16 protein-coding genes and 2 pseudogenes are annotated in these 20,725 nt (G+C 73.9%); 13 read left to right on the forward strand and 5 right to left on the reverse strand.

Annotated elements, in window-relative coordinates; genetic code table 11:
• Positions 1 to 128: 128 nt before the first annotated feature.
• The 3 genes and pseudogenes from ACGF0D_RS15260 to ACGF0D_RS15270 form a co-directional block, all read right to left on the reverse strand.
• On the reverse strand, positions 129 to 1,730 hold the full coding sequence (locus ACGF0D_RS15260; RefSeq protein WP_392916243.1) for an Ig-like domain-containing protein: 1,602 nt from the start codon (positions 1,728 to 1,730) through the stop codon (positions 129 to 131).
• Entirely contained in the window at positions 1,634 to 2,401 is a 768-nt protein-coding gene (locus ACGF0D_RS15265) for a hypothetical protein (protein WP_392916245.1), read from the reverse strand. The genes ACGF0D_RS15260 and ACGF0D_RS15265 overlap by 97 nt, the downstream gene beginning before the upstream one ends.
• 92 nt (positions 2,402 to 2,493) lie before the next feature.
• A pseudogene (locus ACGF0D_RS15270) lies at positions 2,494 to 2,778 on the reverse strand (SDR family NAD(P)-dependent oxidoreductase); the annotation flags it as partial.
• 462 nt (positions 2,779 to 3,240) lie between these two features.
• On the opposite strand from ACGF0D_RS15270, the gene ACGF0D_RS15275 reads away from it, so the two are divergent.
• Both ACGF0D_RS15275 and ACGF0D_RS15280 read left to right on the forward strand, forming a co-directional pair.
• On the forward strand, positions 3,241 to 7,770 hold the full coding sequence (locus tag ACGF0D_RS15275; protein WP_392916247.1) for a LamG domain-containing protein: 4,530 nt from the start codon (positions 3,241 to 3,243) through the stop codon (positions 7,768 to 7,770).
• A 123-nt stretch (positions 7,771 to 7,893) separates the two neighbouring features.
• Positions 7,894 to 8,412 (forward strand): hypothetical protein, encoded by a 519-nt coding sequence (locus ACGF0D_RS15280; protein WP_392916249.1) that lies wholly within the window; start codon positions 7,894 to 7,896, stop codon positions 8,410 to 8,412.
• 20 nt (positions 8,413 to 8,432) lie between these two features.
• Here ACGF0D_RS15280 and ACGF0D_RS15285 read toward each other — a convergent pair whose 3' ends face one another.
• Positions 8,433 to 9,338 carry a hypothetical protein gene (locus tag ACGF0D_RS15285; protein WP_392916252.1) on the reverse strand — a complete coding sequence of 302 codons (906 nt, stop codon included), beginning with the start codon at positions 9,336 to 9,338 and terminating at the stop codon, positions 8,433 to 8,435.
• 112 nt (positions 9,339 to 9,450) lie between these two features.
• Between ACGF0D_RS15285 and ACGF0D_RS15290 the strand changes: the two genes are divergently transcribed.
• The 11 genes and pseudogenes from ACGF0D_RS15290 to ACGF0D_RS15340 all read left to right on the forward strand — a co-directional run bounded on the left by ACGF0D_RS15290 (position 9,451) and on the right by ACGF0D_RS15340 (position 20,193).
• Positions 9,451 to 11,859, forward strand: coding sequence for an ATP-binding protein (locus ACGF0D_RS15290; RefSeq protein WP_392916255.1), 2,409 nt, complete (start codon positions 9,451 to 9,453; stop codon positions 11,857 to 11,859).
• 66 nt (positions 11,860 to 11,925) lie between these two features.
• Entirely contained in the window at positions 11,926 to 13,149 is a 1,224-nt protein-coding gene (locus tag ACGF0D_RS15295; protein WP_392870391.1) for a glycosyltransferase, read from the forward strand.
• A 165-nt stretch (positions 13,150 to 13,314) separates the two neighbouring features.
• Positions 13,315 to 13,896, forward strand: a pseudogene (locus tag ACGF0D_RS15300) (SigE family RNA polymerase sigma factor); the annotation flags it as partial.
• A gap of 146 nt (positions 13,897 to 14,042) precedes the next feature.
• Positions 14,043 to 14,741, forward strand: a complete 699-nt coding sequence (locus ACGF0D_RS15305) for a hypothetical protein (RefSeq protein ID WP_392870397.1) — start codon at positions 14,043 to 14,045, stop codon at positions 14,739 to 14,741.
• A 172-nt stretch (positions 14,742 to 14,913) separates the two neighbouring features.
• Positions 14,914 to 15,201 carry a hypothetical protein gene (locus tag ACGF0D_RS15310; RefSeq protein WP_392870400.1) on the forward strand — a complete coding sequence of 96 codons (288 nt, stop codon included), beginning with the start codon at positions 14,914 to 14,916 and terminating at the stop codon, positions 15,199 to 15,201.
• Positions 15,202 to 15,481: 280 nt separating this feature from the next.
• Entirely contained in the window at positions 15,482 to 15,856 is a 375-nt protein-coding gene (locus ACGF0D_RS15315; RefSeq protein WP_392916258.1) for a type VII secretion target, read from the forward strand.
• A complete protein-coding gene (locus tag ACGF0D_RS15320; protein WP_392870406.1) occupies positions 15,856 to 17,628 on the forward strand; it encodes an alpha/beta hydrolase in 1,773 nt (590 codons plus the stop codon). Before ACGF0D_RS15315 ends, ACGF0D_RS15320 begins: the two co-directional genes overlap by 1 nt.
• The gene (locus ACGF0D_RS15325; RefSeq protein WP_392916261.1) at positions 17,625 to 18,245 is read left to right on the forward strand and encodes a hypothetical protein; all 621 of its coding nucleotides are present in this window, start codon (positions 17,625 to 17,627) and stop codon (positions 18,243 to 18,245) included. Before ACGF0D_RS15320 ends, ACGF0D_RS15325 begins: the two co-directional genes overlap by 4 nt.
• Before the next feature lie 79 nt (positions 18,246 to 18,324).
• The gene (locus tag ACGF0D_RS15330; protein ID WP_392870412.1) at positions 18,325 to 18,804 is read left to right on the forward strand and encodes a hypothetical protein; all 480 of its coding nucleotides are present in this window, start codon (positions 18,325 to 18,327) and stop codon (positions 18,802 to 18,804) included.
• A 192-nt stretch (positions 18,805 to 18,996) separates the two neighbouring features.
• Positions 18,997 to 19,686: an isochorismatase family protein gene (locus ACGF0D_RS15335; RefSeq protein ID WP_392916264.1), complete on the forward strand. Its 690-nt coding sequence runs from the start codon at positions 18,997 to 18,999 to the stop codon at positions 19,684 to 19,686.
• A gap of 33 nt (positions 19,687 to 19,719) precedes the next feature.
• On the forward strand, positions 19,720 to 20,193 hold the full coding sequence (locus tag ACGF0D_RS15340; RefSeq protein WP_392916267.1) for a hypothetical protein: 474 nt from the start codon (positions 19,720 to 19,722) through the stop codon (positions 20,191 to 20,193).
• Positions 20,194 to 20,200: 7 nt separating this feature from the next.
• Here the strand turns inward: ACGF0D_RS15340 and ACGF0D_RS15345 are convergent, their stop codons facing one another.
• On the reverse strand, positions 20,201 to 20,707 hold the full coding sequence (locus ACGF0D_RS15345) for a hypothetical protein (protein ID WP_392916270.1): 507 nt from the start codon (positions 20,705 to 20,707) through the stop codon (positions 20,201 to 20,203).
• Between the last annotated feature and the right edge of the window lie 18 nt (positions 20,708 to 20,725).

Raw genomic sequence — 20,725 nt, forward strand, 5'->3', positions numbered from 1 at the left:
GCCCCCCCCCCCGCCCGCGCGCCCCCGCCCCCCCCCGCGCCGCGGGGGGGGGGCCCGGCCCCCCCCCCCCCGCGGCGCGCCCCCCCCCCCCCCCCCCCCCCCCCCCCCCCCCCGCTCCCGCGGCGTCCTCAGGGGGTCACCGCCACCGTGGTGGTCTCGGGGTTCCCGCTGTTGCCCTGGTAGATCGTGTCACCGCTGTAGACGGCCGTGATGACGTGCGCGCCGGTGGTCCGGAAGAAGACGACGCGCCCCGCGGCGGCGCAGTTCCCGAGGTTGAGGACCAGGCGGGCCGTGCCCAGGGTGGTGCCGGTCGTGGTGTCGGTGAACGTCACGGTGCCGGTGGGCGGGGTCGTGGCGCCCCGGTCGGCCGGGCAGACCAGGTCGTCGAGGACCACCGGCCGGCCGAGCCGGGAGTTCTGGGGCAGCGGGATCAGGTGCGTGTTCACCGGCTTGCCCGGAGTGGTGTAGCTGATGGTGACGCCCGCGGCGGTGCTGGTCACCGTGGGGCCGCTGCCGCCGGAGGGGACGAGGGACGACCCGCCGCCGCCACCACCCGCGCTCCCGAACGGAGAGGTCAGGCCGTTGAGGCTGGCACCGCCGCCACCACCGTAGTAGCCCCCGCCGCCCGCTCCGCCGGTGCCACCGCCGTTGCCACCGCCGTTGCCGCCGGTGCCGAGCGTGCCGGGCGCGCCGTTCGTACCGCCGGTGGCCACACCGCCGGCGCCGCCCTGGGTCGCCGTGCCCGCCCCGCCGCCCATTCCCCCGTTGCACGTTCCGTTCGCGCCCGGCTGGCCGGCGTCCCCGCCCTGGCTTCCCGGGCACGAGGAGCTGAAGACCTCGCCGGCTCCACCGCCGCCCGCGGCCACGACGAGGCGGGAGTCGGTGGTGGTGAGCGGAGTGGTGCGGGGCTGGGTGCGGACGTCGGAGCCCCCGCCTCCGCCGCCGCCGAAGCGGGTCGTGCCACCGCCGTTGAAGCCGCCGAGGCACGGCGAGAACACGTAGCAGGCGGAGGTGTCGAGCGTGGGGGTGCCGCCGACCTCGACGTAGAGGGTCTGACCCGCGGACAGTCCGGTGAGCGTGCCCGCAACCTGCGCGCCACGGCCGCCGGGCGTGTTGTTGACACCCTCCAGGCCGCCGGCCGCGCCGATCGCCGTGACGTCGACCTGGGTGACGCCGGCCGGACGGTGAACGTCTGCTCGCCGCCGGTGAAGGCGAAGGTACAGGTGGGGGTGGGGCCCGAGACCGTGCAGGAGCCCTGCGCGTGGGCGGTCCCGGACAGTGCCACCGGGGCGATGCCGGCGACACAGAGCATGCCGGCCGCGGCGGCCAGCGCGGGCCAGCCGCGAACGGCCGAACCGGTACGGGGCCTGCTTGCCGTCGCGTTGGGCTGACCGGCGGCGGCCGGCGGTGAGAACTTCACGATCTGCTCCCGGAAGGGGGAAGGAGGGGATCTTTCGGCAGGGGGGTGCCTGCCCTCCGACACTGTGGATCAGACAGTTCGAGCCCAGGCCCGCAGCCGATCTGACACACCGTCGATTCACCTCGGCGGTGTGCGATCGACGTCGAGGTCGACAACCCGGCAAGGCGGATCGGCGGCCGCCGGAACACCGAGAGCTGCTCTGCGGCCGAGGCCCTACCCCAGGCTCTCCGCGACGTGGACGAGCTCCTCGTCCGAGAGCCGCGGCGGACCACCGGTGGTGACGACGAAGGTGTACGTCCCGTCGGACCATGTCACCGAACGGGGCGCGCCGTTGGAGTCCGGTGGCGTGATGGTCGCGGGGTGGCCCTTGACGACGGCGGCCCGGCCGGCCGGTGGTGCGCTGCTGCGGAGGGTCTGGCTGATGATCAGGGACCCCTGTTCGGGCCCGGTTCCCAGCCGGTATCCGCTGGCCCAGGCCGGGGTGTCGGTCGGGAGCGGGGCCAGGCCGGGCAGGTGGACCATCCTGCCCGCGGGGTAGGGGTAGTAGTTCTCCGGAAGGAACGCGGGCCGCCGGAGGTCGCGCTCGTCGAAGTGGACGGCGGGTCTGCCGGTGGCGTCGTTCAGGGCCCTGGTTCCGAGGGGTTCGTTCAGGTGGGCTGTGATCTGTCCGAGGCCGCCCAGGTCGCAGCCCCTCGGGTCGACCGTGTGCCGCAGGGAGAGTTTCACCGCACCGGCGGTCTCGCGGGCCACGAGCTCGGGTTGCTTCTCGCAGCTCCAGCCGATGTTGAGCGTCAGGGTGTGGCCGTCGGAGCCGACCAGCAGCGGGTAGCCGGCCACGGGGCCTTCGTGGACCTCGGTCTCCGGGCCCCGGTCCAGCCAGGTGTTGATCGCGAAGCCGCCACCGAGAACGGCTACGGCCGCTACGGCGGTCAGGCGGTTCCGTCGTCCGCGCTTCGACATTCGGACGGTGCGTTCCGTCACAGGCCCCTCCCCGGTGGTCGCGGCCATGCTGGTGGCACGGCGTGTGCGAAGTCAAAGGGCGAGGTGGGGAGCCGGTGGGCGCTGGCGGAGGGCTACCAGGGCAGGGGGCCCGCCGCGCCGAAGTAGCCGCCGGTCGGGCCGTCCGGTCCTGTCTGTGCCATCCGGACGATGATCTCGGCGCCCTGTTCGACGGTCTGGGTGCCCTGGTGGTGGTTCAGGTCGGTCGCGGTGTGGCCGGGTTCCACGGCGTTGATCCGCATCTGCGGGAAGGCCTTGGCGAACTGGACGGTGAGCATGTTGACCGCGGTCTTGGAGGTGGGGTAGGCGGCTCCCGGGTACTGCTTGCCGGCCATGGTCAGCGAGGCCAGGCCGCTGCACATGGCGTCGGGCGCTGGTGGCGGCGGCCGTTCGGGCCCCGCCGATCGACGGGGGCGGCGCCCCGTCGATCGGCGGTATCGATGCGTCGTATGCGAGTGGAACGATCTCAGCGGTCATCAGTTGCGGGATGGCCGAGCCACCCTCGGCCCTCACCGGCGGGGCGGCCGGCTTCCGGGGGGAAGAACCGCAGGAACCGGGGGGGACCACGCGGCAGGCGTTTCGGCCTGCCCGCGTGCGTCGACGCGTCGGCCGGCGATCGACCACTCACGTGCGAACCGACGCGGACGACGCGAACGGTGCGGTGCGGGCGACGGATCAGCAAGGGCCCTGAGCGGCCCGTGAGCTGACCGGTCGTCGGCCCGCACGATCGCGCCGCCCCGAGGCAGCGCGCGCTCCTGGTGCTCCCGCCCGGACGCCGGGCGGCTCATCTTGCGGCCACCATCAGGAGAACAGCCACTCCCATGCAGACCAGATTACCGATCCGCTCACGCCGGGCGCGCCGCGCCGTGGCCAGGGTCCTGGGCGTCACCGCGATAGCCACGGCGATGTCCCTGGTGACCTCCGCGGCGCACGCGGCGCCCGTCCGCTCCGCCGCCCCGGCCGACGTGCCCGCGGCGCCCGCCTTCGCGGTCAACGGCGAGGTCGCCCACTACGACTACGAGTGGAGCGACGAGAAGACCGCGCCGAACCTCATCGACGGCGGCCCGCGCGCCGTCCACCACAACGGCGCGCACGCCGGACCCGGGACCGACAACGAGGTCATCTGGGGGATCCCCGGCCACACCGTCCGCTCGCTCCGGCTGGACGGCGCCAACCAGTACGACTCCGTCCCGCTCACCGTGCCGACCGACCAGTCCTTCACGGTCTCCGCCTGGGTGCAGCTCGACAAGAAGCCGGACGCCTCGTACGCGGTGGTCACCGAGGGCGGCAGCCGGGTCTCCGGCTTCTACCTGAAGGTGAATCCGGACGGCAAGCCGCTGTTCGGCATGCCGCGGGGCGACTCGGAGAACATCGGCTGGGACACCGCGGACGGCACCGTCGCGCTGACCGAGAAGAGCGGCTGGACCCACCTCACCGGCGAGTACGACGCCGCGGCCGGCGTGATCCGGCTGTTCGTCAACGGCGTCAAGGTCGCCACCACCCCGCACACCGCCACCTGGAAGGCCACCGGCGAGCTGAACATCGGCCGCGGGATGTGGGCCGGCCAGCCGGGCGACCACCTCCCCGGGCGGATCGCCGACGTCCGGATCTGGCAGCGCGCGCTGTCGGACGTCGAGGCGTCGAACGTGGCGATCGCCGACAGCGTGGTCCGCGACGACCGCTGCTCGCTGGCCTTCGCGCTGCACGCGGGCGGACCCAAGGTCAAGGCACTGACCTCCAAGGCCCTGGCCGGCACGGTCGCCGACGTCCGCGCCGCGGCGGTCAGCGGGTGGGGGTACGGGCCGATCGCGGCCGCCGCGGTGGACGACCAGCGCGACCAGCGCGCGATCCAGGACGCCGAGCTGGCCCGCGAGGGGGCCTGGACGGACATCACCAAGCCGTTCGCGGTCTCCGGCCCCGACTACATGTCCTTCCTGAACAAGCCCGGCTACGGCGCTCCGATCTGGGCCTTCCTGGGCGACGGCAAGCTCGTCGACCCGACGGGCCCGCCGAAGCCCTCCCAGGCCGCCCTGGACCGGGCGATCGCGATCTACCAGGAGCGCCGGGCGGCGGCCGGTAACGGCGGCGGGCCGAGCTGGTACGGGTTCTTCGTCAACGAGGACGTCCTCAAGCGCCTGTCGGCCTACCAGATCGCCCGGTTCATCCGGCTCGGCGGTCTGCCCACGGTCGCCCCGGCGAAGGACTCGGTGGAGTTCCGCACCGAGGTCGAGGACCTCAAGGCCCAGTGGGCCGGCTGCGACGCGAGCGACCCGCTCGACCCCCAGCACATCCTGAACGAGGTGGTGGCCACCGCCAGCGCCGAGTGGCAGGCCGAGCTGGGCGACCAGGCCAAGCAGCGCGGCGACATCGTCTCCGCCGACCTGACGGCCTACCAGAACCTGCGGACCGCCACCAGCGCGATGGTGGAGGCCCAGGGCCAGGCGTTCATCGTCAGCCGGATGCTGGTCTTCCAGAAGTACTGGCAGGGCAAGCCGTCGAACGACCCCAACTACCCGAAGCCGCAGACCTTCGCCAACGCCACCGCGGCGATGGCGAACGCCCGGAACGCGGTCAGCGCCCAGCTGGCGATCGCCCGACAGGCCGCGGCCTCCGCCAAGGCGCAGGCCGACCGGGCGACCGCCGCACAGTCCGAGGCCGGGAAGATCGCCGAGTCCGGCGGCACCCCGTACGGTCGCGGACTGACCCACGCGCTGCAGTCGGCGCAGGTCACCAAGGCGTCGGCGGCGGCCGCGCAGACGGCGTCCAAGGCGATCGAGACCACCCTGAACGCGGTCGCCGCCGGCCAGGCCGACAGCGGTGCGCTCTACGCCCTGGCCGACACCCAGACCCACGCCACCCAGGCCGAGTTCCAGCGCGCCGTCGCCCAGGAGGCCGCGGACCAGGCCAAGGCCGCCGCCGCCGCCGCGGCCGCCCAGGCCGACCAGGCGGCCCAGGCCGCCGCCCGGGCCAAGGCCGACCGGGAGCAGGCGCAGCAGGCCGAGCGGGACGCCAAGGCGGCCGCCGACGACGCGCACGCCAAGCGGGCCGTCGCCGAGCAGGAGCGCGCCAACGCGGCCGCCGCGCGGCAGAAGGCCGACGGCGAACGGGCCAAGGCGGCCGCCGCCGAGGCGGAAGCGACCAAGAAGCGGGCCGCCGCGGCGGCCGCGCTGAGCGCCGCCGAGAGCGCCGGGAAGACCGCGTCGGACAAGGAGAGCGCCGCGAAGACGGCCGAGGCGCAGGCCTACCTCGCCCGGGACGCGGCCGCGGCGGCGGAGGCCCGCAAGGACGCCGCCACCGCCCGGCAGAAGGCCCTGGAGGCTGCCGCCGACGCGGCCGCCGGCAGCGCCGACGCCAAGGAGAGCCGACAGGCGGCGGACCAGGCCAAGGCCGCCGCCGCCGAGGCCACGACCGCGGCCGGTGGTGCCAGGGCCGCGGCCGACGCGGCCGGCCGCAGCGCCATCGCCGCCCGGGCGGCGGCCACCGAGGCGACCGGCGCGGCCCAGCGGGCCCAGGCCGCCTCGGACGCGGCCCAGGCCGACGTCGCCATCACCAGCGCGGCCGCCTCCACCGCGCACGCCGCGGCGGCGGACGCGATCGCCGCCTCCGAGCAGGCCGCACAGAACGTCAAGAACGCGGCCGAGCAGGTGAAGGTGGCCGCTGCCGCCGCCCTCAAGGCCGAACTGGCGCAGAAGGCGGCCCAGCTGCAGTCAGCCCAGGCCGCCGCCGACAGCGCCCGCGCCGCCGGCCGGGCCCACGCGGCCTCGCTCTCCGCGCTCGCCGCCAGGGACACCGCGGCCGCGGCGATCACGGCCGGGAACCAGGCGATCGCGCTCGGCACGCCGTACCGGGAGACCGACTCCGCGGCCGCGCTGGCCGTACTGGTCGGCCAGAGCGGCAAGACCCTGGCCCAGCAGCAGAACGACGCCGCCCGGGCCCGCGCGGACGAGGCGGCGAAGGCCGCCGCCACGGCGGCCGCGCTGGCGGCCAAGGCCGGCAGCGACGCCAAGGCGGCCGCCCAGGCCAGCGCGAACGCGGCGGCCGACACCACCAGGGCGCTCGCCTCGCTGCAGCAGGCGCGCGCCTCGGCCGCCCAGGCGGCGAACGAGGCCGCGGCGGCGAAGGTCGCCGAGACCAACACCGCGAAGTACGACGAGCAGGCCCACGTCGACGCGTTCGCCGCGGCGGCCGCCTCGACCGACGCCGCGAACGAGGCCGGCGCCGCCCGGGCGGCGGCCACGGCGGCCGAGCAGGACGCCGCCACCGCGCGCAGCAGCGCGACCGCGGCGGAGGCCGACGCGGCCAGGGCCCGTGCCACCGCCGAGCAGGCGGACAAAGCGGCGACCGAGGCCGAGAAGGCCGCGGCCAACGCCCAGGGCGCCGCCCAGCAGGCCGACCAGTCGGCCCAGCGGGCCGAGGAGCAGCAGCGCAAGGACGAGCAGGCGGCGCAGGCGGCCCGGGCCGCCCAGGTGACGGCCGGTCCGGCCGACACCGGCCCGGACCTCAGCGCGAACGACGAGCAGCTGCTGCTGGCCCAGTGCGGTCAGAGCTGCGTCGACGAGTTCCGCAAGGCCAAGGCGGACGCCGCCAAGGACGTCCTCGACTGGGTGAAGGAGAACGGCGGGGAGATCCTGCTCGACGTGCTCGGGGTCACCGACGCCAAGAAGTGCTTCACCGAGGGGGACGTCGAGGGCTGCCTGTGGACGGCGCTCAACGTGGCGAGCCTGGTGGTCGTGGTCGGCAAGCTCCCGGCCGTCAGCAAGGCGGTCATCCGGATCGGCGAGGGCATCGGGAAGTTCTTCGAGGAGTCGGTGGCGGCCAAGCGGGCCATCGACCGCCTGCGCAAGGTGATCGAGGACGCCAGGAAGGCCGCCGACGGGGAGTGCGTGCTGGAGCTGGCCGCCGAGGGCGCCTCGGGCGCGGTCTCCGCCGCGTTCCTGCGCCCCGAGGGCGCATCGGCCGGCAGCCTGCGGCTCGCCGCGGGGAAGAAGAGGTTCTGCGGCATCAAGCGGGCAGCGGTGCTGCACGACGACTTCTGCGCCAAGGGTTCGCACATCAACCTGCTGAACGGCGCCGAGGTGGCCCTGCGCCCCGACGAGAAGGGCAGCATCCGGGGCATCGTCGGGCGGCCCGCGCCGCGCGACGCCACCCAGGCGGAGATCGACGCGGTGATCGACATCATCAAGTCCGACAAGTCGCTGCGGGAGGAGATCAAGTCGGTGGCGAGGGATGCCATGCGCATCTTCAACACCCCGGGCAATCAGCCCGGCACCTGGGGCGGCGGCTGGAGCTGCTCCACCAACCGTGCGCTGGAACTGAAGTTCCTGATCGACGCGCTGGAGCGGATGGGCTGACGGTGCGGTGATCAGGATGTGCTGATCAGAGTGTGTTGATCAGGGTGCGGTGCGGTCTTCCCTCCGGGGCGGGCCGCACCGCATTCGATTTCTCCCGACACTTCGCTGTGCCATCATGAACACATGGAATTTATCCGGGTGTTGACGGAATTCGGATCGGCCGCGAGGCTCGGCGGAATCCAACCGCTGGATGGTCTGGCCGACATCGTCGAACGGCTCGGACCGTTCGAGAAATCCGGCCGGATCAACCAGAGACGACGCTGGCCGCACTGGTTCGGGTGCGGCGACGTCACCTTCGAATCCTGCCAGTGCCGGATCGTCAACCGCCTTTCGCTGCGCACCTGGTACGAATCGGTCCGGATTCCGGCCGGCGCACCGGGGGAATTCCGTACCTTTCCGACCGGCGTCCGATTCGACCGGCTGGCCGACGCGTTCGCCGGAGTCGGCCTCGAATGGCGGGAACTGCACCGCTCGGACCGCGAGTTCGCCTTCGCCACCCAGGCCGCCGAACTCCCCGGAGTGAGTGTCGCCTTCACCTTCACGGCCGACGACCAACTGCTCTACAGCGTCCACGCCACCGAATCCGGCCACCTCTGCCACCCGCCGGCGCCCGGCACCCCGGACGACGGCTTCGGCCGCTGACGCCCTACCACCCCGCCGCCCTACCGTCCTTCGTCCGTCCCGCCGTGCACGGCGGCGCCGTAGGCGAGCAGGATGCTCAGCGCCAGGTAGTCCGAGCCGGGGCGGCGGACGGGCACGAACACCCTCAGCTGGTCCCCGTCGGTGCTGTAGCCCTTCTTTATTGCTTGCGCCCTCAGGGCCTGGCTGCCGACGTGCGCGGCCAGCCCCTCCACGTCGAGCAGGACGCCGTTGGCCGGGGTCGCGGAGACGAGGGCGATCCGGGACCAGGCGACCGGCTCGGCGAAGGGGGCGAGCGTCATCCCTTCGGCGGTGAAGGTCAGGGCGCCCCAGCGGAACGCGCCGCCCGCGCCGAGCTCGTCCACGAGGCGTTGCGCGCGGGCCTCGCCGACGGCCCGCGTCGCGATCGTGACGAACCGTTCGCCGGTGTCGGGGGTGGCCTGCTTGATCAGCCCCCAGAAGCCGCACTCCTCGCGGACCTTGACGTAGTCCAGGCCCCTGACCCGGATCCGGTCGCCGGTGTACGGGCGGATCACGGTCTTGAGCACGTCGTGCGAGTGCGCGAAGTTGAAGTGGACGGACACCCGGGTCGACTCGACGGACGCGATCTCCTGCCACGCGTACCGCAGCGTGCGCCGCCCCGGCCGGAGCAGCTCGAAGCCGTGCTCGTACTCCCGGATCCTGATGTGGGCGTGCCGCACGCACAGGGCGAAGCACAGCACGCCCGCCACGACCACCGCCCAGAACACGAGGCGGAACGAGGACTCCTCGTCGTAGTACTCGCCGACGAGGGTGCACATCACGATGAACGCGATGAGGAGCGCGAAGAACGCGCTCAGGGGCCTGCGTGCGTAGACCCCCTGGTAGGTCCACACCCGCTGCCCCAGCCGCCCGGTCCGCTCCGACCCCGCCGCCGTGCCTGCCGACACCACACACCTCACTCGATCGCCCGGTACCGCGGTTGTCGAGTCTCGGGCGGCTTCGCGCGGCGGGGCAACGGGAGAACTACTCAATTCCCGTGCGTCCGTAAGATGGCGACCCATGGAAACGGGGGCAGCCACCGGGACGTTCGCCGGCGTCGACGTCGCACTGACGCCGCTGGTCGGGCGGCGGGCGGAGACCGCCCGGATCGCCCGGCTGCTCTCCGGCGCGCGCCTGGTCACGCTCAGCGGAACCGGTGGCGTGGGCAAGACCCGGCTGGCGCTGCGGGTGGCGGCGGGCGCGGCGCGCTCCGCCTTCCCCGACGGCGTGTACGTCGCCGAACTCGCCGACCTGCGGGACCCGGAGCTGCTCGCACCGAGCGTCCTCGGCACCCTCGACGCGGCGAACCCGGGCCGCCCCGGCGCCGATGCGACGGCCGTCCTCGCCGCCCGGCTGCGCGAGCGGCGGGCCCTGCTGGTCCTGGACAACTGCGAGCACCTGCTCGACGCGTGCGCCCGGCTCACCGACACGCTGCTGCGGGCCGCGCCCGGACTGCGAGTCCTGGCGACCAGCCGGCAGCCGCTCGGCATCGCGGGCGAACAGGTCTTCCCCGTCGAGCCGTTGCCGGTGCCGGACGCGGACGCCGGCGCCGGCCAGGGCAACGGCCTGCGCGTCCTGAGCGGCAACCCGGCCGTCGCGCTGTTCACCGACCGGGCCGCCGCCGTGCTGCCCGGCTTCACCCTGACCAGCGCGGACGCCGCCGCCGTCGCCGAGCTCGTGCGCCGCCTGGACGGGCTGCCCTTCGCGATCGAGCTGGCCGCGGCCCGCATCCGGAGCCTGACGCCGCAGGAGATCCTGGAGCGGCTCACCGACCGGTTCGCGCTGCTCACCGGCGGGAGCAGCGTCGCCACCGACCGGCAGCGCACCCTGCGCGCGCTGATCGACTGGAGCCACGACCTGTGCACGGCGCGCGAACGACTGCTCTGGGCGCGGGCCTCGGTGTTCCGCGGCGGCTTCGACCTGGAGGGCCTCGAACAGGTCTGCGCGGACGCCGAACTGCCGCCCGCCGCCCTGCTCGACACCCTGGACGGCCTGGTGGCCAGGTCGATCGTCAACTGCCGCCAGGTGAACGGGCGTTCGCGCTATCACATGCTGGAGACGGTACGGGAGTACGGCCACGAGCGGCTGGCCGCGTCCGGTTCGCTGGACGCGCTGCGCGGCCGTCACCGGGACCGGTACGCCGAACTGACCGCACGAGCCGGGCGGGAGTGGTTCGGGCCCCGGCAGGTCGACTGGTTCACACGGCTGCGCCTGGACCACCCGAACCTGCGCGCGGCGCTGGAGTTCTGCCTGGAGCGGCCCGGGCAGGCGCGGGCCGGTCTGGCCCTGGCCGTGTCGCCCCGGCACTACTGGATCACCGCGGGCCTGCTGCCCGAGGGGTGCCACTGGCTGTCGCAGCTGCTCACCGCCGACCGCGCCCAGGACGAGGGCGACGACGCCGCGGGGACGGACGCCGCCGTCCGCGTACAGGCCCTGGTCACCGAGACGTACCTGCGCATCCTGCAGGGCGACCCGGAGGACGAGGTCCGCCGCGCCCTCGCCGCCTGCGAGGCGGTGGCCAGGCGGGGCGGACACCGGCGGGAGTCGGCCTGGGTGCGGCACCACCACGGGATCCTCGCCGTCTGGCGGGAGGACTTCGCGAGCGCCGCCGAGCTGTTCGCGCGGGCGCACAGCGAGTTCCGCGCGCTGGGCTGCCTCGACGCGGCCCTCGAATGCCGGGTCAAGTTCGCCATCGCGAACGCCTACGGAGGCCAGGCCGCCGTCGCCGACGAGGCGTGCCGAGAGGTCGAGGAGGCCGCCCGCGCGCACGACGAGTCATGGCTGCGCGGCATGGCCCTGCTCGCCCGCGCCCTGCTGGCCCTGCGCGCCGACGCGCCCGCCGACGCGATCACCCACGCCAGGGCGGCCATCGCCCGGCTGCGCCCGTTCCAGGACTGGTGGGACGTGGCCATGTGCGTGGAGGTCATCGCGTGGAGCACCCGGGACGACCCGCGGCGCACCGCCCGGCTCCTGGGGGTGCTGCACCTGCTGTGGGAGTCGCTGGGCGGGCGACTCGGCGCGGCGCCGTTCATGCGCGCCCGGCACCTGCGCTTCGACGCCGCGGCGCGGGAGGCGCTGTCCGCCGCCGCCTTCGACCGGGAGTTCCGTCGCGGAGCGCGCGCCACCGTGGACGAGGCGATGGCCTACGTCCTGGAGGACGCGGCCGGGGTGCCGGGACTGACGCGGCGCGAGAGCCAGATCGCGGAACTGGTCGCCGAAGGCCTCACCAACAAGGACATCGCGGCGCGTCTGACGATCGCGCAGCGCACCGCGGAGAACCACGTCGAACGCATCCTGGACAAGCTGGGGTTCGCCTCGCGCACCCAGCTGGCGGTGTGGACGTACGAGCAGCGCGACGAACCCGCCGGGAGCCGGCGGCGGCCAGGGCCCACGGAACGGGCACCGGCGGACCGACGCGCCGAGCCCTGACCGGGCACCGGCGGACCGACGCGCCGAGCCCTGACCGGGCACCGGCCCGCCGTGGAGAATCACGCCATGCGCATCCTGATCGTCACGACCGGCTCCCGCGGGGACGTCGCCCCGTTCACCGGCCTGGGCCGACACCTGGTGGACGCCGGGCACCGGGTCGCCGTGGCCGCCCATCCGACCTTCGCGACGCTGGTCGAGTCCTGCGGCCTGGAACACCGGCCGGTGCCGGGGGACCCGGAGGCGTTCATCCGTGACAGGGCCCGCGCGACGTCCCCGGCGGAGACCCGCGCGTTGACGGCCGCGTTCGTGGACGGGCTCGCCGACGGCGTGGCGGACGCCGTGGCCGGCGGGGCCGACCTGCTGCTCACCGCCTTCGCCCCGTCGCCGTTCAGTCTGACGGCCGGGGAGGCCCACGGCGTGCCCGTCCTCGGCACGTACCTCACGCCCGCCTTCGCCACCAGGGAGTTCCCGCTGCCCGGCCCCGCCGGCGGCGGGGACCTGGGACCGGAGGGCAACCTCGCCGCCGGGCAGGAGCGGCTCCGGAGCGCGGACCGGCTGTTCTCGGGTGCCGTGGCCCGGCTGCGCGAGCGCCTCGGCCTTCCCCGCACGACCCCGCCGGAACCGCTCGGGCACACCCGTCCGGTCGTCCACGGCTACAGCCCCGTGCTGCTGCCGCGCCCGGCGGACTGGCCGGCCCCGGTCGAGGTGGCGGGCTTCTGGTGGCCCGCCCGGCCGCTCGGCTGGCAGCCTCCGGCCGAACTGGTCGACTTCCTCAGGGCCGGTCCGGCGCCGGTGTTCATCGGGTTCGGCAGCATGGCGCCGGGGGAGGGCGCGCGGCTCGGTGAGCTGGTGACGGCGGCGGTGCGGCGGGCGGGTGTGCGCGCGGTGGTCCAGGCGGGCTGGGCCGGGCTGAGGGCGGCGGGTGACGGTGTCCTCTCCGTCGGCGACGTGCCCCATGACTGGCTGTTCCCCCGCACGGCCGCCGTCGTCCACCACGCCGGAGCGGGCACCACCGGCGCCGCGCTGCGCGCCGGAGTCCCGGCCGTACCGGTGCCCGTCATGGCCGACCAGCCGTTCTGGGCGGCGCGGCTGCACCGGCTGGGAGTCGCCCCGGAGCCCGTGCCGTTCGCGGAGCTCACCGCCGAACGCCTCGCCGCCGCGATCACGGCCGCCCTGGCCGAGCCCGTCCGCCGCCGCGCGGCCGCCGTCGCCGGGCTCATGGCGGCCGAGGACGGCGCCGGCGCCGTCCTCTCCCACGTCGACCGGATCGCCGACGGCCCCGGCCGCTGAGCCCGCCACCCTTTCTCGCCGCCCGTTCTTGCCGACCGTTCTCGCGGACCGTTATCGCTGCCCGTTCTTGCCGACCGAGCCGTGCAACCCCTTTCGCGGCGCGGGGGTGAGTAGGGCAGAGCGGCGGTCCGGTCGGGCCGTCGCGTGGATGCGAAGAGGAATCGGATGACCGCGAGCACATTGCACGTCCCACCGGAGGAACGGCCCCGGCCCGTCACGGCACTGGTGTCCGCCGACGGCCCCGGCCCGCGGGAGCCCGACTTCGAGGCGTTCGCCGCCACACGCTGGCGGCGGCTGGTGCGCACCGCCTACCTGCTCACCGGCGACCACCACGAGGCCGAGGACGTGGTGCAGGCGACGTTCGCGAAGGTCTTCAGGAACTGGTCCCGGATCAGCCGCCTGGACGAGCCGGACGCCTACGTCCACCGGGCCCTGGTGAACAACAACCTGAACCGTCACCGGCGGCGCCGGGTCAGGCAGCTGCTCGTGCCCGTCCTGCCCGACCGGGCGTCCACCGCGGGCGGCGGCGGCCACCGCGACGTCGAGGAGCGCTCGGTGCTGCTCCAGGCGCTGGCCGAGCTGCCGCAGCGCCAGCGGGCCGTGGTCGTCCTGCGCTACTGGGAGGACATGAGCGAGCGCCAGGTCGCCGACGTGCTCGGCTGCTCGCAGGGCAACGTGAAGAGCCAGGCCAGCCGGGGCCTGGCGAAACTGCGCGCCCACCCGGCGCTGGCCCCGTACGCCCCACAGGCCCTGCACGCCCCGCAAGCCCTGCACGCCCCGCAAGCCCTGCACGCCCCGCAAGCCCTGCACGCCCCGCAAGCCCTGCACGCCCCGCACGCACCGCGCGCGGCGGACACCGACTCGACGATCGACGGCACGAACGGAGGCAACAGGTGATGGACACCGAGGACATGGTGCGCGGCGCTCTGCGGGACGAGGCGGCCCGGGTCGCGGTGGCGGACTGGTCCGCCGGGCCCGTGCGGGTCCACGTGCGCCGCCAGCGGCGCCGGGTGGCGATGGGCGCGTCGGCGGTGGTGGCCGCGCTCGCGGTGGTGGCCGGCACGGCCACGGTGCTGTCCGCGCAGCACGGGGGCCCGGCCGTCGGGCCGGCCTCGCAGGCTCCGCGGCTGCCGGAGGGGCCGGCCCCCGAGGCCGTGGTGGTGGAGCCCGGCCGGCAGCTGCCGTTGGGCCGCCAGGACTGGTGGATGCAGCTGAAGGACCAGGAGATCTGCATCCACGACGCCCCCGCGTACGGAACCGGTCCGGGCTGCGGCGGGCACTCCTGGGCGGGGGGCGCGACCGAGATCACCATGCAGTACTACGGGAACCCCCCGCAGTACCAGGAGGGCCTGTACAACCTCGTCTACCACGGGCCCGGACAGGTGGCCCGGATGGCCGTCGAGGTGGACGGCCGGTCGTACTGGGCCACCGTCGCCTCGCTCCCCGGCAACCCGGGCTATGCCACCGGCTACGTCTGGGGGCCCGGCCGGAAGACCTCCGACGATCCGAAGGCGCACCCACTCGAGGGCATCAGGCTCGCCGCGTACGACGCCCAGGGAACGGTGCTGGCGAGCCGGACGCTCTCGCCCTGAACCCGGCACGAGCGGCCCGCACCGTCGCCGCGCCGACCGGGCGTTAGCATCCACATAGCCGCGACCCCACGGCTTCACGGCCGTACGGCCTCACGGCTTCACGGCCGAACGGCCGCAGGGCCTCGCGGAGCGGAACACGCGCAACACGCGGAACTGAAAGGCGGAGACTGCCATGGGAGTTGAGATCCAGGTCGAGCCCCTGGGCGACCACGAGCACCTGGTTCGGGTCCGTGAGGGTGTCGTCGAGGCCGAGACCCGGATCCGGGTCACCGACGGCGTCCTCGACCAGCCGCAGGTCACCGGCGCGGACGAGACCAGGATCGTCCACGAGACGGTGGCCTTCCTCGTCGAGCGCCAGCCCGTCATCGACATCCCGCCGATGATCGACCTCGACGACCTCACGGACGCCTACGGCGCCCCTTATCTGGAGGACCTCGGCCGCCGCCTCGCCGCGCGGTAGGCCGGAGCGTCGTCCCGCCGCGCGGTGCCTCGCCGCGTGGCGGGACGCCAGAGGTCGGTCCGCGCCGCCAACGCACCTGAGCCGCCGGTCAGTTCGGTCGCGCCCTGATCGCGCCGCCACAGCGCTGCGCCGGCCGGGAGCCAGGGGGATGAGCCGGGTCTGCTACGTTCACCTGCACGAATGAACCAGTTCGGGCACATATCTGTTCGATCGCCAAGCCGCTGCCCCAGGGCTGGTTCGTCCGCGCACCGCAGGTCGACGAGCAGGGGGACGGACAACCATGAACGCCTACGCGGACCCGGGCGGACCGGTCGGGCTCTATGGGCTCCCACCGGCCGGGGCGCCGATCGCGCCGACCTTCGGCGTCAACCCCGCGGACCTGGACGCGGCGGCCAAGGCGGCCAAGGAGACCGCCGAGGCGATGCCGAACGAGCTCAAGACCATTCACGACCCCTCGGACAAGGCCGCCGCCGCCCTGTCCGGCTGGCGCGTCGGCGCCTCGCTGAAGAACTGCGCGACCGCGTGGGAGGAGTGCCTGAAGAACCTCGCCACCGAGGTCGACCAGGTCAGTCTGAAGCTGAGCCAGACCGCGGCCGGCTACCGCAACGCGGACAAGAACAGCGCCGCCTCCCTCAAGCCGCAGGCGGGTGGCTGATGGTCACCCTCGCCCAGCTGCGCGACGCCGACCTGTCCGGCCTCCAGCCGGCCGCCACCGCGTACGACACCCTCGCCGGCAACTTCGGCAAGCACGTCCAGACGATGCAGCACGAGGTCACCAAGCACATCCTCAACGCGAACTGGGTCGGCAACGCCGCCGGTGCCGCCAACGCCTCCCTGCAGCGCACCAGCACCCGTCTGGACGCGGCGCACACCGAGATGTCGGCGGTCTCCGGGCTGCTGCGCGAGGCCTCGGAGAACTTCCTGCTGGCCCAGTCCGAGCTGAAGGTCGCGCTGCAGGAGGCGCAGAACCTGGGGCTGACCGTCGCCGACGACGGGGCCGTGTCCTGGCCCCCGCCGTCCCAGGCCGAGCGGAACGACCCGGGGTACAACGTCCCCGAACGGGCGAAGGCGCTCGCGAACCGGATATCCCACGCCGTCGGCATCGCCGACAACGCCGACCAGAAGGTCGCCAAACTGCTCGACGACCTGACCGCGCGGGCCCGCAACGGCACGGGGCTCGACGCCGACAAGGCCGCCGCCGACCTGAAGGCCGTCACCCAGCAGGGCATCGACCTGATGGCCGCCGGGTTCCCGCCCGCCGGCGCCCAGCCCACCGAGGTCAACTCCTGGTGGAAGGGGCTGGCACCCGACGAGCAGCAGCGGCTCATCGAGTCCCATCCGGACCTGCTGGGCATGCGCGACGGCATCCCGGCGGAGGCCCGGAACCAGGCCAACCGGCTGAACCTCGCCAACCTCATCACCACGTACGAGCACAAGTCCGGGCTGACGGACGGCGAGAAGCAGAAGCTCGAGGGCTTCCACGCGATCAGGGCGCGGCTGGAGTCCGGCAAGGACAAGCAGCCCCCCATGTTCCTGCTCGGCGTCAGCGAGGAGGGCCAGGGCCGCGGCATCCTCTGCTACGGCAACCCGGACACCGCGAAGAACGTCAGCGCGTACGTGCCCGGGCTGGGCACCACGCTCGCCGCCGTCGGCGGCAAGGACGGCGACCGCGCCCTGAACGTGTGGAACGCCGCGCACAACGCCGACCCCAACGCCGAGGTCGCGTCGATGGTCTGGCTCGGCTACGACCCGCCGCCGGGCCTGGAGAAGCTCGCCGACGGCGACCTGCGCCCGCTGGAGGTGATGGGGACCGACCGCGCGTCCAAGGGCGGTGCCTCCTACGACCGGTTCATGGCCGGCCTGCGCGCCACCCATGACGGGCCGCCCGCGCACCTGGTCGCCCTCGCCCACAGCTACGGCTCCACCACGGTGGGCCTGGGCGCGCAGATGCCCGGCGGCAACGGCGCCGACGACATCATCCTCGTCGGCTCTCCCGGCACCGGCGCGCAGAAGGCCTCGCAACTGCACATCGCCCCCGAGCACGTGTGGGTCGGCGACGCGGAGAACGACCCGGTCAGCCACCTGCCGAGCAAGGACCGGGTCGCCAACGACGCCGCGGGCGTCGAGATCGGTACCGGGCTCCTCGGCCCCGGCGGCGGTTCCCTGCTCGGGGGCTTCGTCGGTGACAAGCTGTACGACTGGTTCGGCCCCGAGAACGAGCTCTGGTTCGGCCAGGACCCGGCCGGCAAGCAGTTCGGCGCCAACCGCTTCGCGGTCGCCGACGGGCCGTCGCTCTCCTTCGACTCCCACTCCGACTACATGACCGACCCCAACGACGCCCAGTCGAAGACCCTGGAATCCGTCAACAACATCGGCCAGATCGTGGCCGGACAGTACGACCACGTCACGAGGCAGGACCACCGATGAACCGTTCCCCCCGCCCCGCCCTCGTCCTGGCGGTCGCCTGCGCCGTCCTCGCGCTCGGCGTCACCGCCTGCGCCGGCGGGGGCGGGGGCGGTACGGGCGGCGGCCGGAGCGGCGGGGGGACCCCCGGGCCGCTCATGACGCCCGCGCAGGCCCTGCAGAAGGTCGACGCCCTGCTCGACGAGGTGACCTCGGGCGTACAGCCGGCGCTGCGCTACCGGGACGCCTGGCCGGAGGCCACCGTGCAGTACTCCAAGGGCCTGGACGAGCACTCCCTCGGCTACGCCAAGGCCTCCCGCCAGCGCCACGTCATGACCAAGGTCGCCCCCGCCAAGTACGGCGCCCTGCTGGACGCGGTGCGCAACACCTGGCAGGCCAAGGGCTACCGGGTCGAGGCCGGGCCCGCCAACCTCCAGGCCCTGCTCGCCACCACCGCCGAGGGCCACGGGGTGAGCATCACCATCCACCCCGCCGGGAACATCGACATCGGGGCGACCGTCAGCCCGATCCCGGTGCCGGAGGGCCAGGACCCGTTCGGCACCCCCACGCCCCAGCCGACCACGGCCGGGGGAGCGCCGGACGTCATGCCGACGTACGACGACCCGTACTGGTCCGTCTGACCGCCGCGCCGCCCCAGGGGCCGCTGCCGCGCTGCTCCCGGGGGCGGTCGTCCCACCTCCTCGCTCCGAAAGTCTCCGCATGACCCCCGAACAGGCCGTCCAGGCCCTCGACGCGCTTCTCGACGAGGCGATGTCCGCGATCCGCCCCCCGCTGCGGTACTGGGACGGCTGGCCCCGCTCCACCGAGCAGACGGCCGGTCCGGAGGACCGGTCCCTGGGCTACGCCACCGCCACCCGGGACCGCCATGTGATGACGAAGGTCGCCCCTTCCCGGTACGGCGCGCTGCTGGGGATCACCGAACGCGGCTGGCAGGCCCGGGGATACCGGATGACCGCCGTCAACCCCCGCCAGCCCGCCATGTTCGCCGCCACGCCGGACGGGTACGGCGTCTGCATGCTCTTCGGAGCCGCCGGCAACATCACCGTCCAGGCCACCGTCGGCCCCATCCCGGTCATCCGCGACCGCGACCCCTTCGGCACCTACGAGCCCGAGCCGACCCTGCCCGACGGCCGGCTCGACGTGTTCCCCCGGTACGACGACCCGTTCTGGTCGTGCTGACGGGGCGTCCCGTGTCCTCGTAGCCGTAGCCGTAGCCGTAGCGGCTGCGCATCATATGAGGATTGTTGCCGGCATTGCCGCGCCGGAGCCCTTGGGCCAATGTGGGAACGGTTCGGCAACTCGCCGACGCGCACCGTGAGTCGGCCACGGAGGTGCCATGCGTTCCTCAGCAGTTCCCCTCTCGGGGCGCGCGTGAACGCCTCGCCACCGGCCGACGCCCCCGCCCTGTTGCACGCCTGGTCGATCCCGCACCGCGAGTACGCCCGCCAGGAGGAGCGCCGCGGCCGCCGCCACGCGTACACCAGACTCGACCCGGTGCGCACCGCCCTGGTGGTGGTCGACATGGTGCCGTTCTTCGACGGGCCGTACGCGCGCGGCGTGATCCCGCGGATCCAGCACCTGGCGTGCGCCCTGCGGGAAGCCGGCGGCCTCGTGGCCTGGGTGCTGCCGGGCCCCGGTGGGCCGACGGCGACCCGTGAGGAGTTCTACGGCCCCCGGGTCGCGGAGCTGTACCGGACCTCCGGCGGCAGCGGACCGCTCGCCGGACGCTTGTGGCCGCAGCTCACCGTGGACGAAGACCGCGACCTCCTCGTAGAGAAGGCGGTGCCCAGCGCCTTCTTCCCCGGCTTCTGCCCGCTGCCCGACCGGCTGGCCGAGCGCGGCGTCGACACCGCGCTGGTCTGCGGCGTCGTGACCGACGTGTGCGTGGCCGGGACGGCGCGCGACGCCTCCACCCTGGGCCTGCGGGTGGTCGTGGTGGCCGACGGCACGGCCGCCGGCAGCGACGAGGTCCACAACGCCGCCCTGCGCACCCTCTACCGCTCCTTCGCCGACGTCCGCCCCACCGCCGAGGTCCTCGACCTGATCAGGGCGGGCCGGTGACGCTGTCGGTGGTGGGCGCTAGCTTGTGCCGCCATGGCCGACATCTTCGAACTCATGCTCACACTGGACCTGCGCGACGAGTTGTCCGAGGAGGAACTCGCCGAGCTCCGATGGCACCTCGGGCTGGGCCCCAAGCCGGAGGTCCTCCGCATCGTGCCCAAGTTCCCGCTCGGGTACATCGACGACGACGGCGAACTCGTCATCGAGGACCGTCCGCAGCCCCTCCTGGGCGGTCACGGCGAGCCCCGGAAGATCGATGGCGCGCTCTTCTCGATCCTCCTCCGCCGGGAGCGCACCTGGGGCGGCGGGTGGGGGCTGACCAGCCGGCAGGAGATCCACCCCGACCAGTTCGACCTCACCGGTGAACTGCTCTGCTGGCTCGCGGCCAAGGCCGACCACGCGCAGCGGAAACCGAACGGCAGCATCCTCCTGGGATACACCCGGTTCTACGAAGAACACCGGCTGATGCCACTGGTCGTGCGGGACGGCGTCGTCATCTGGCCGTAGCGGCCGATCAGCCGGTAGCAGAGCCGTGCACGGCCTGTTCCCAGAGGTCCAGTCCCGCGCGGAGGAGTTCGCGCACGGCCGAGGTCTCCTCGCCCGTCCAGGCTTCCTCGCCGGAGGCCGGGTCGAGGGGTTCACCGCCGAAGAGCTTCTCGTAGGCGTTGTCGTGGACCGGCCCCTGAAAGGGAAGGGGCGGGCCGGCCTTCAGGGTGTGGGAGAGGTCCTCGAAGAAGTTCCACGCGTCCAGCAACTCGACCGTCGCGACCGGGTCGAGGAGGCCGGGGTGCTCGACCCACCGCCGCACGACGGCCAGATCGAGCGTGCCCTCGCCCTCCGGGACGAGCTCCCAGCCGTTGCGGTCGCAGCATTCCTGCAGCGCTCCGAGTTCGGGGAAGGTGAGGAGGGCGCCGAGTTCGTCGACGACGAACTCGTCGGGGGCATCGTCCTCTGCGGGGCGCCAGATCAGCGTCAGGTCGCTGCGCCGGGTGACGATGCGGTACGGGTAGTGCTTGGCCATGCGGGTCTCCCTGATGCC

The sequence above is a fragment of the Kitasatospora sp. NPDC048298 genome (assembly GCF_043201465.1).
In the GTDB taxonomy this organism is placed as follows: domain Bacteria; phylum Actinomycetota; class Actinomycetes; order Streptomycetales; family Streptomycetaceae; genus Kitasatospora.

What these genes read in the sequence shown, in the direction of transcription:
- ACGF0D_RS15260 (WP_392916243.1), bottom strand. Translation starts at nt 1,730, where the DNA reads ATGGTCCGACGGGACGTACACCTTCGTCGTCACCACCGGTGGTCCGCC.
- ACGF0D_RS15275 (WP_392916247.1), top strand. Translation starts at nt 3,241, where the DNA reads ATGCAGACCAGATTACCGATCCGCTCACGCCGGGCGCGCCGCGCCGTG.
- ACGF0D_RS15280 (WP_392916249.1), top strand. Translation starts at nt 7,894, where the DNA reads ATGGAATTTATCCGGGTGTTGACGGAATTCGGATCGGCCGCGAGGCTC.
- ACGF0D_RS15290 (WP_392916255.1), top strand. Translation starts at nt 9,451, where the DNA reads ATGGAAACGGGGGCAGCCACCGGGACGTTCGCCGGCGTCGACGTCGCA.
- ACGF0D_RS15295 (WP_392870391.1), top strand. Translation starts at nt 11,926, where the DNA reads ATGCGCATCCTGATCGTCACGACCGGCTCCCGCGGGGACGTCGCCCCG.
- ACGF0D_RS15310 (WP_392870400.1), top strand. Translation starts at nt 14,914, where the DNA reads ATGGGAGTTGAGATCCAGGTCGAGCCCCTGGGCGACCACGAGCACCTG.
- ACGF0D_RS15315 (WP_392916258.1), top strand. Translation starts at nt 15,482, where the DNA reads ATGAACGCCTACGCGGACCCGGGCGGACCGGTCGGGCTCTATGGGCTC.
- ACGF0D_RS15320 (WP_392870406.1), top strand. Translation starts at nt 15,856, where the DNA reads ATGGTCACCCTCGCCCAGCTGCGCGACGCCGACCTGTCCGGCCTCCAG.
- ACGF0D_RS15325 (WP_392916261.1), top strand. Translation starts at nt 17,625, where the DNA reads ATGAACCGTTCCCCCCGCCCCGCCCTCGTCCTGGCGGTCGCCTGCGCC.
- ACGF0D_RS15330 (WP_392870412.1), top strand. Translation starts at nt 18,325, where the DNA reads ATGACCCCCGAACAGGCCGTCCAGGCCCTCGACGCGCTTCTCGACGAG.
- ACGF0D_RS15340 (WP_392916267.1), top strand. Translation starts at nt 19,720, where the DNA reads ATGGCCGACATCTTCGAACTCATGCTCACACTGGACCTGCGCGACGAG.
- ACGF0D_RS15345 (WP_392916270.1), bottom strand. Translation starts at nt 20,707, where the DNA reads ATGGCCAAGCACTACCCGTACCGCATCGTCACCCGGCGCAGCGACCTG.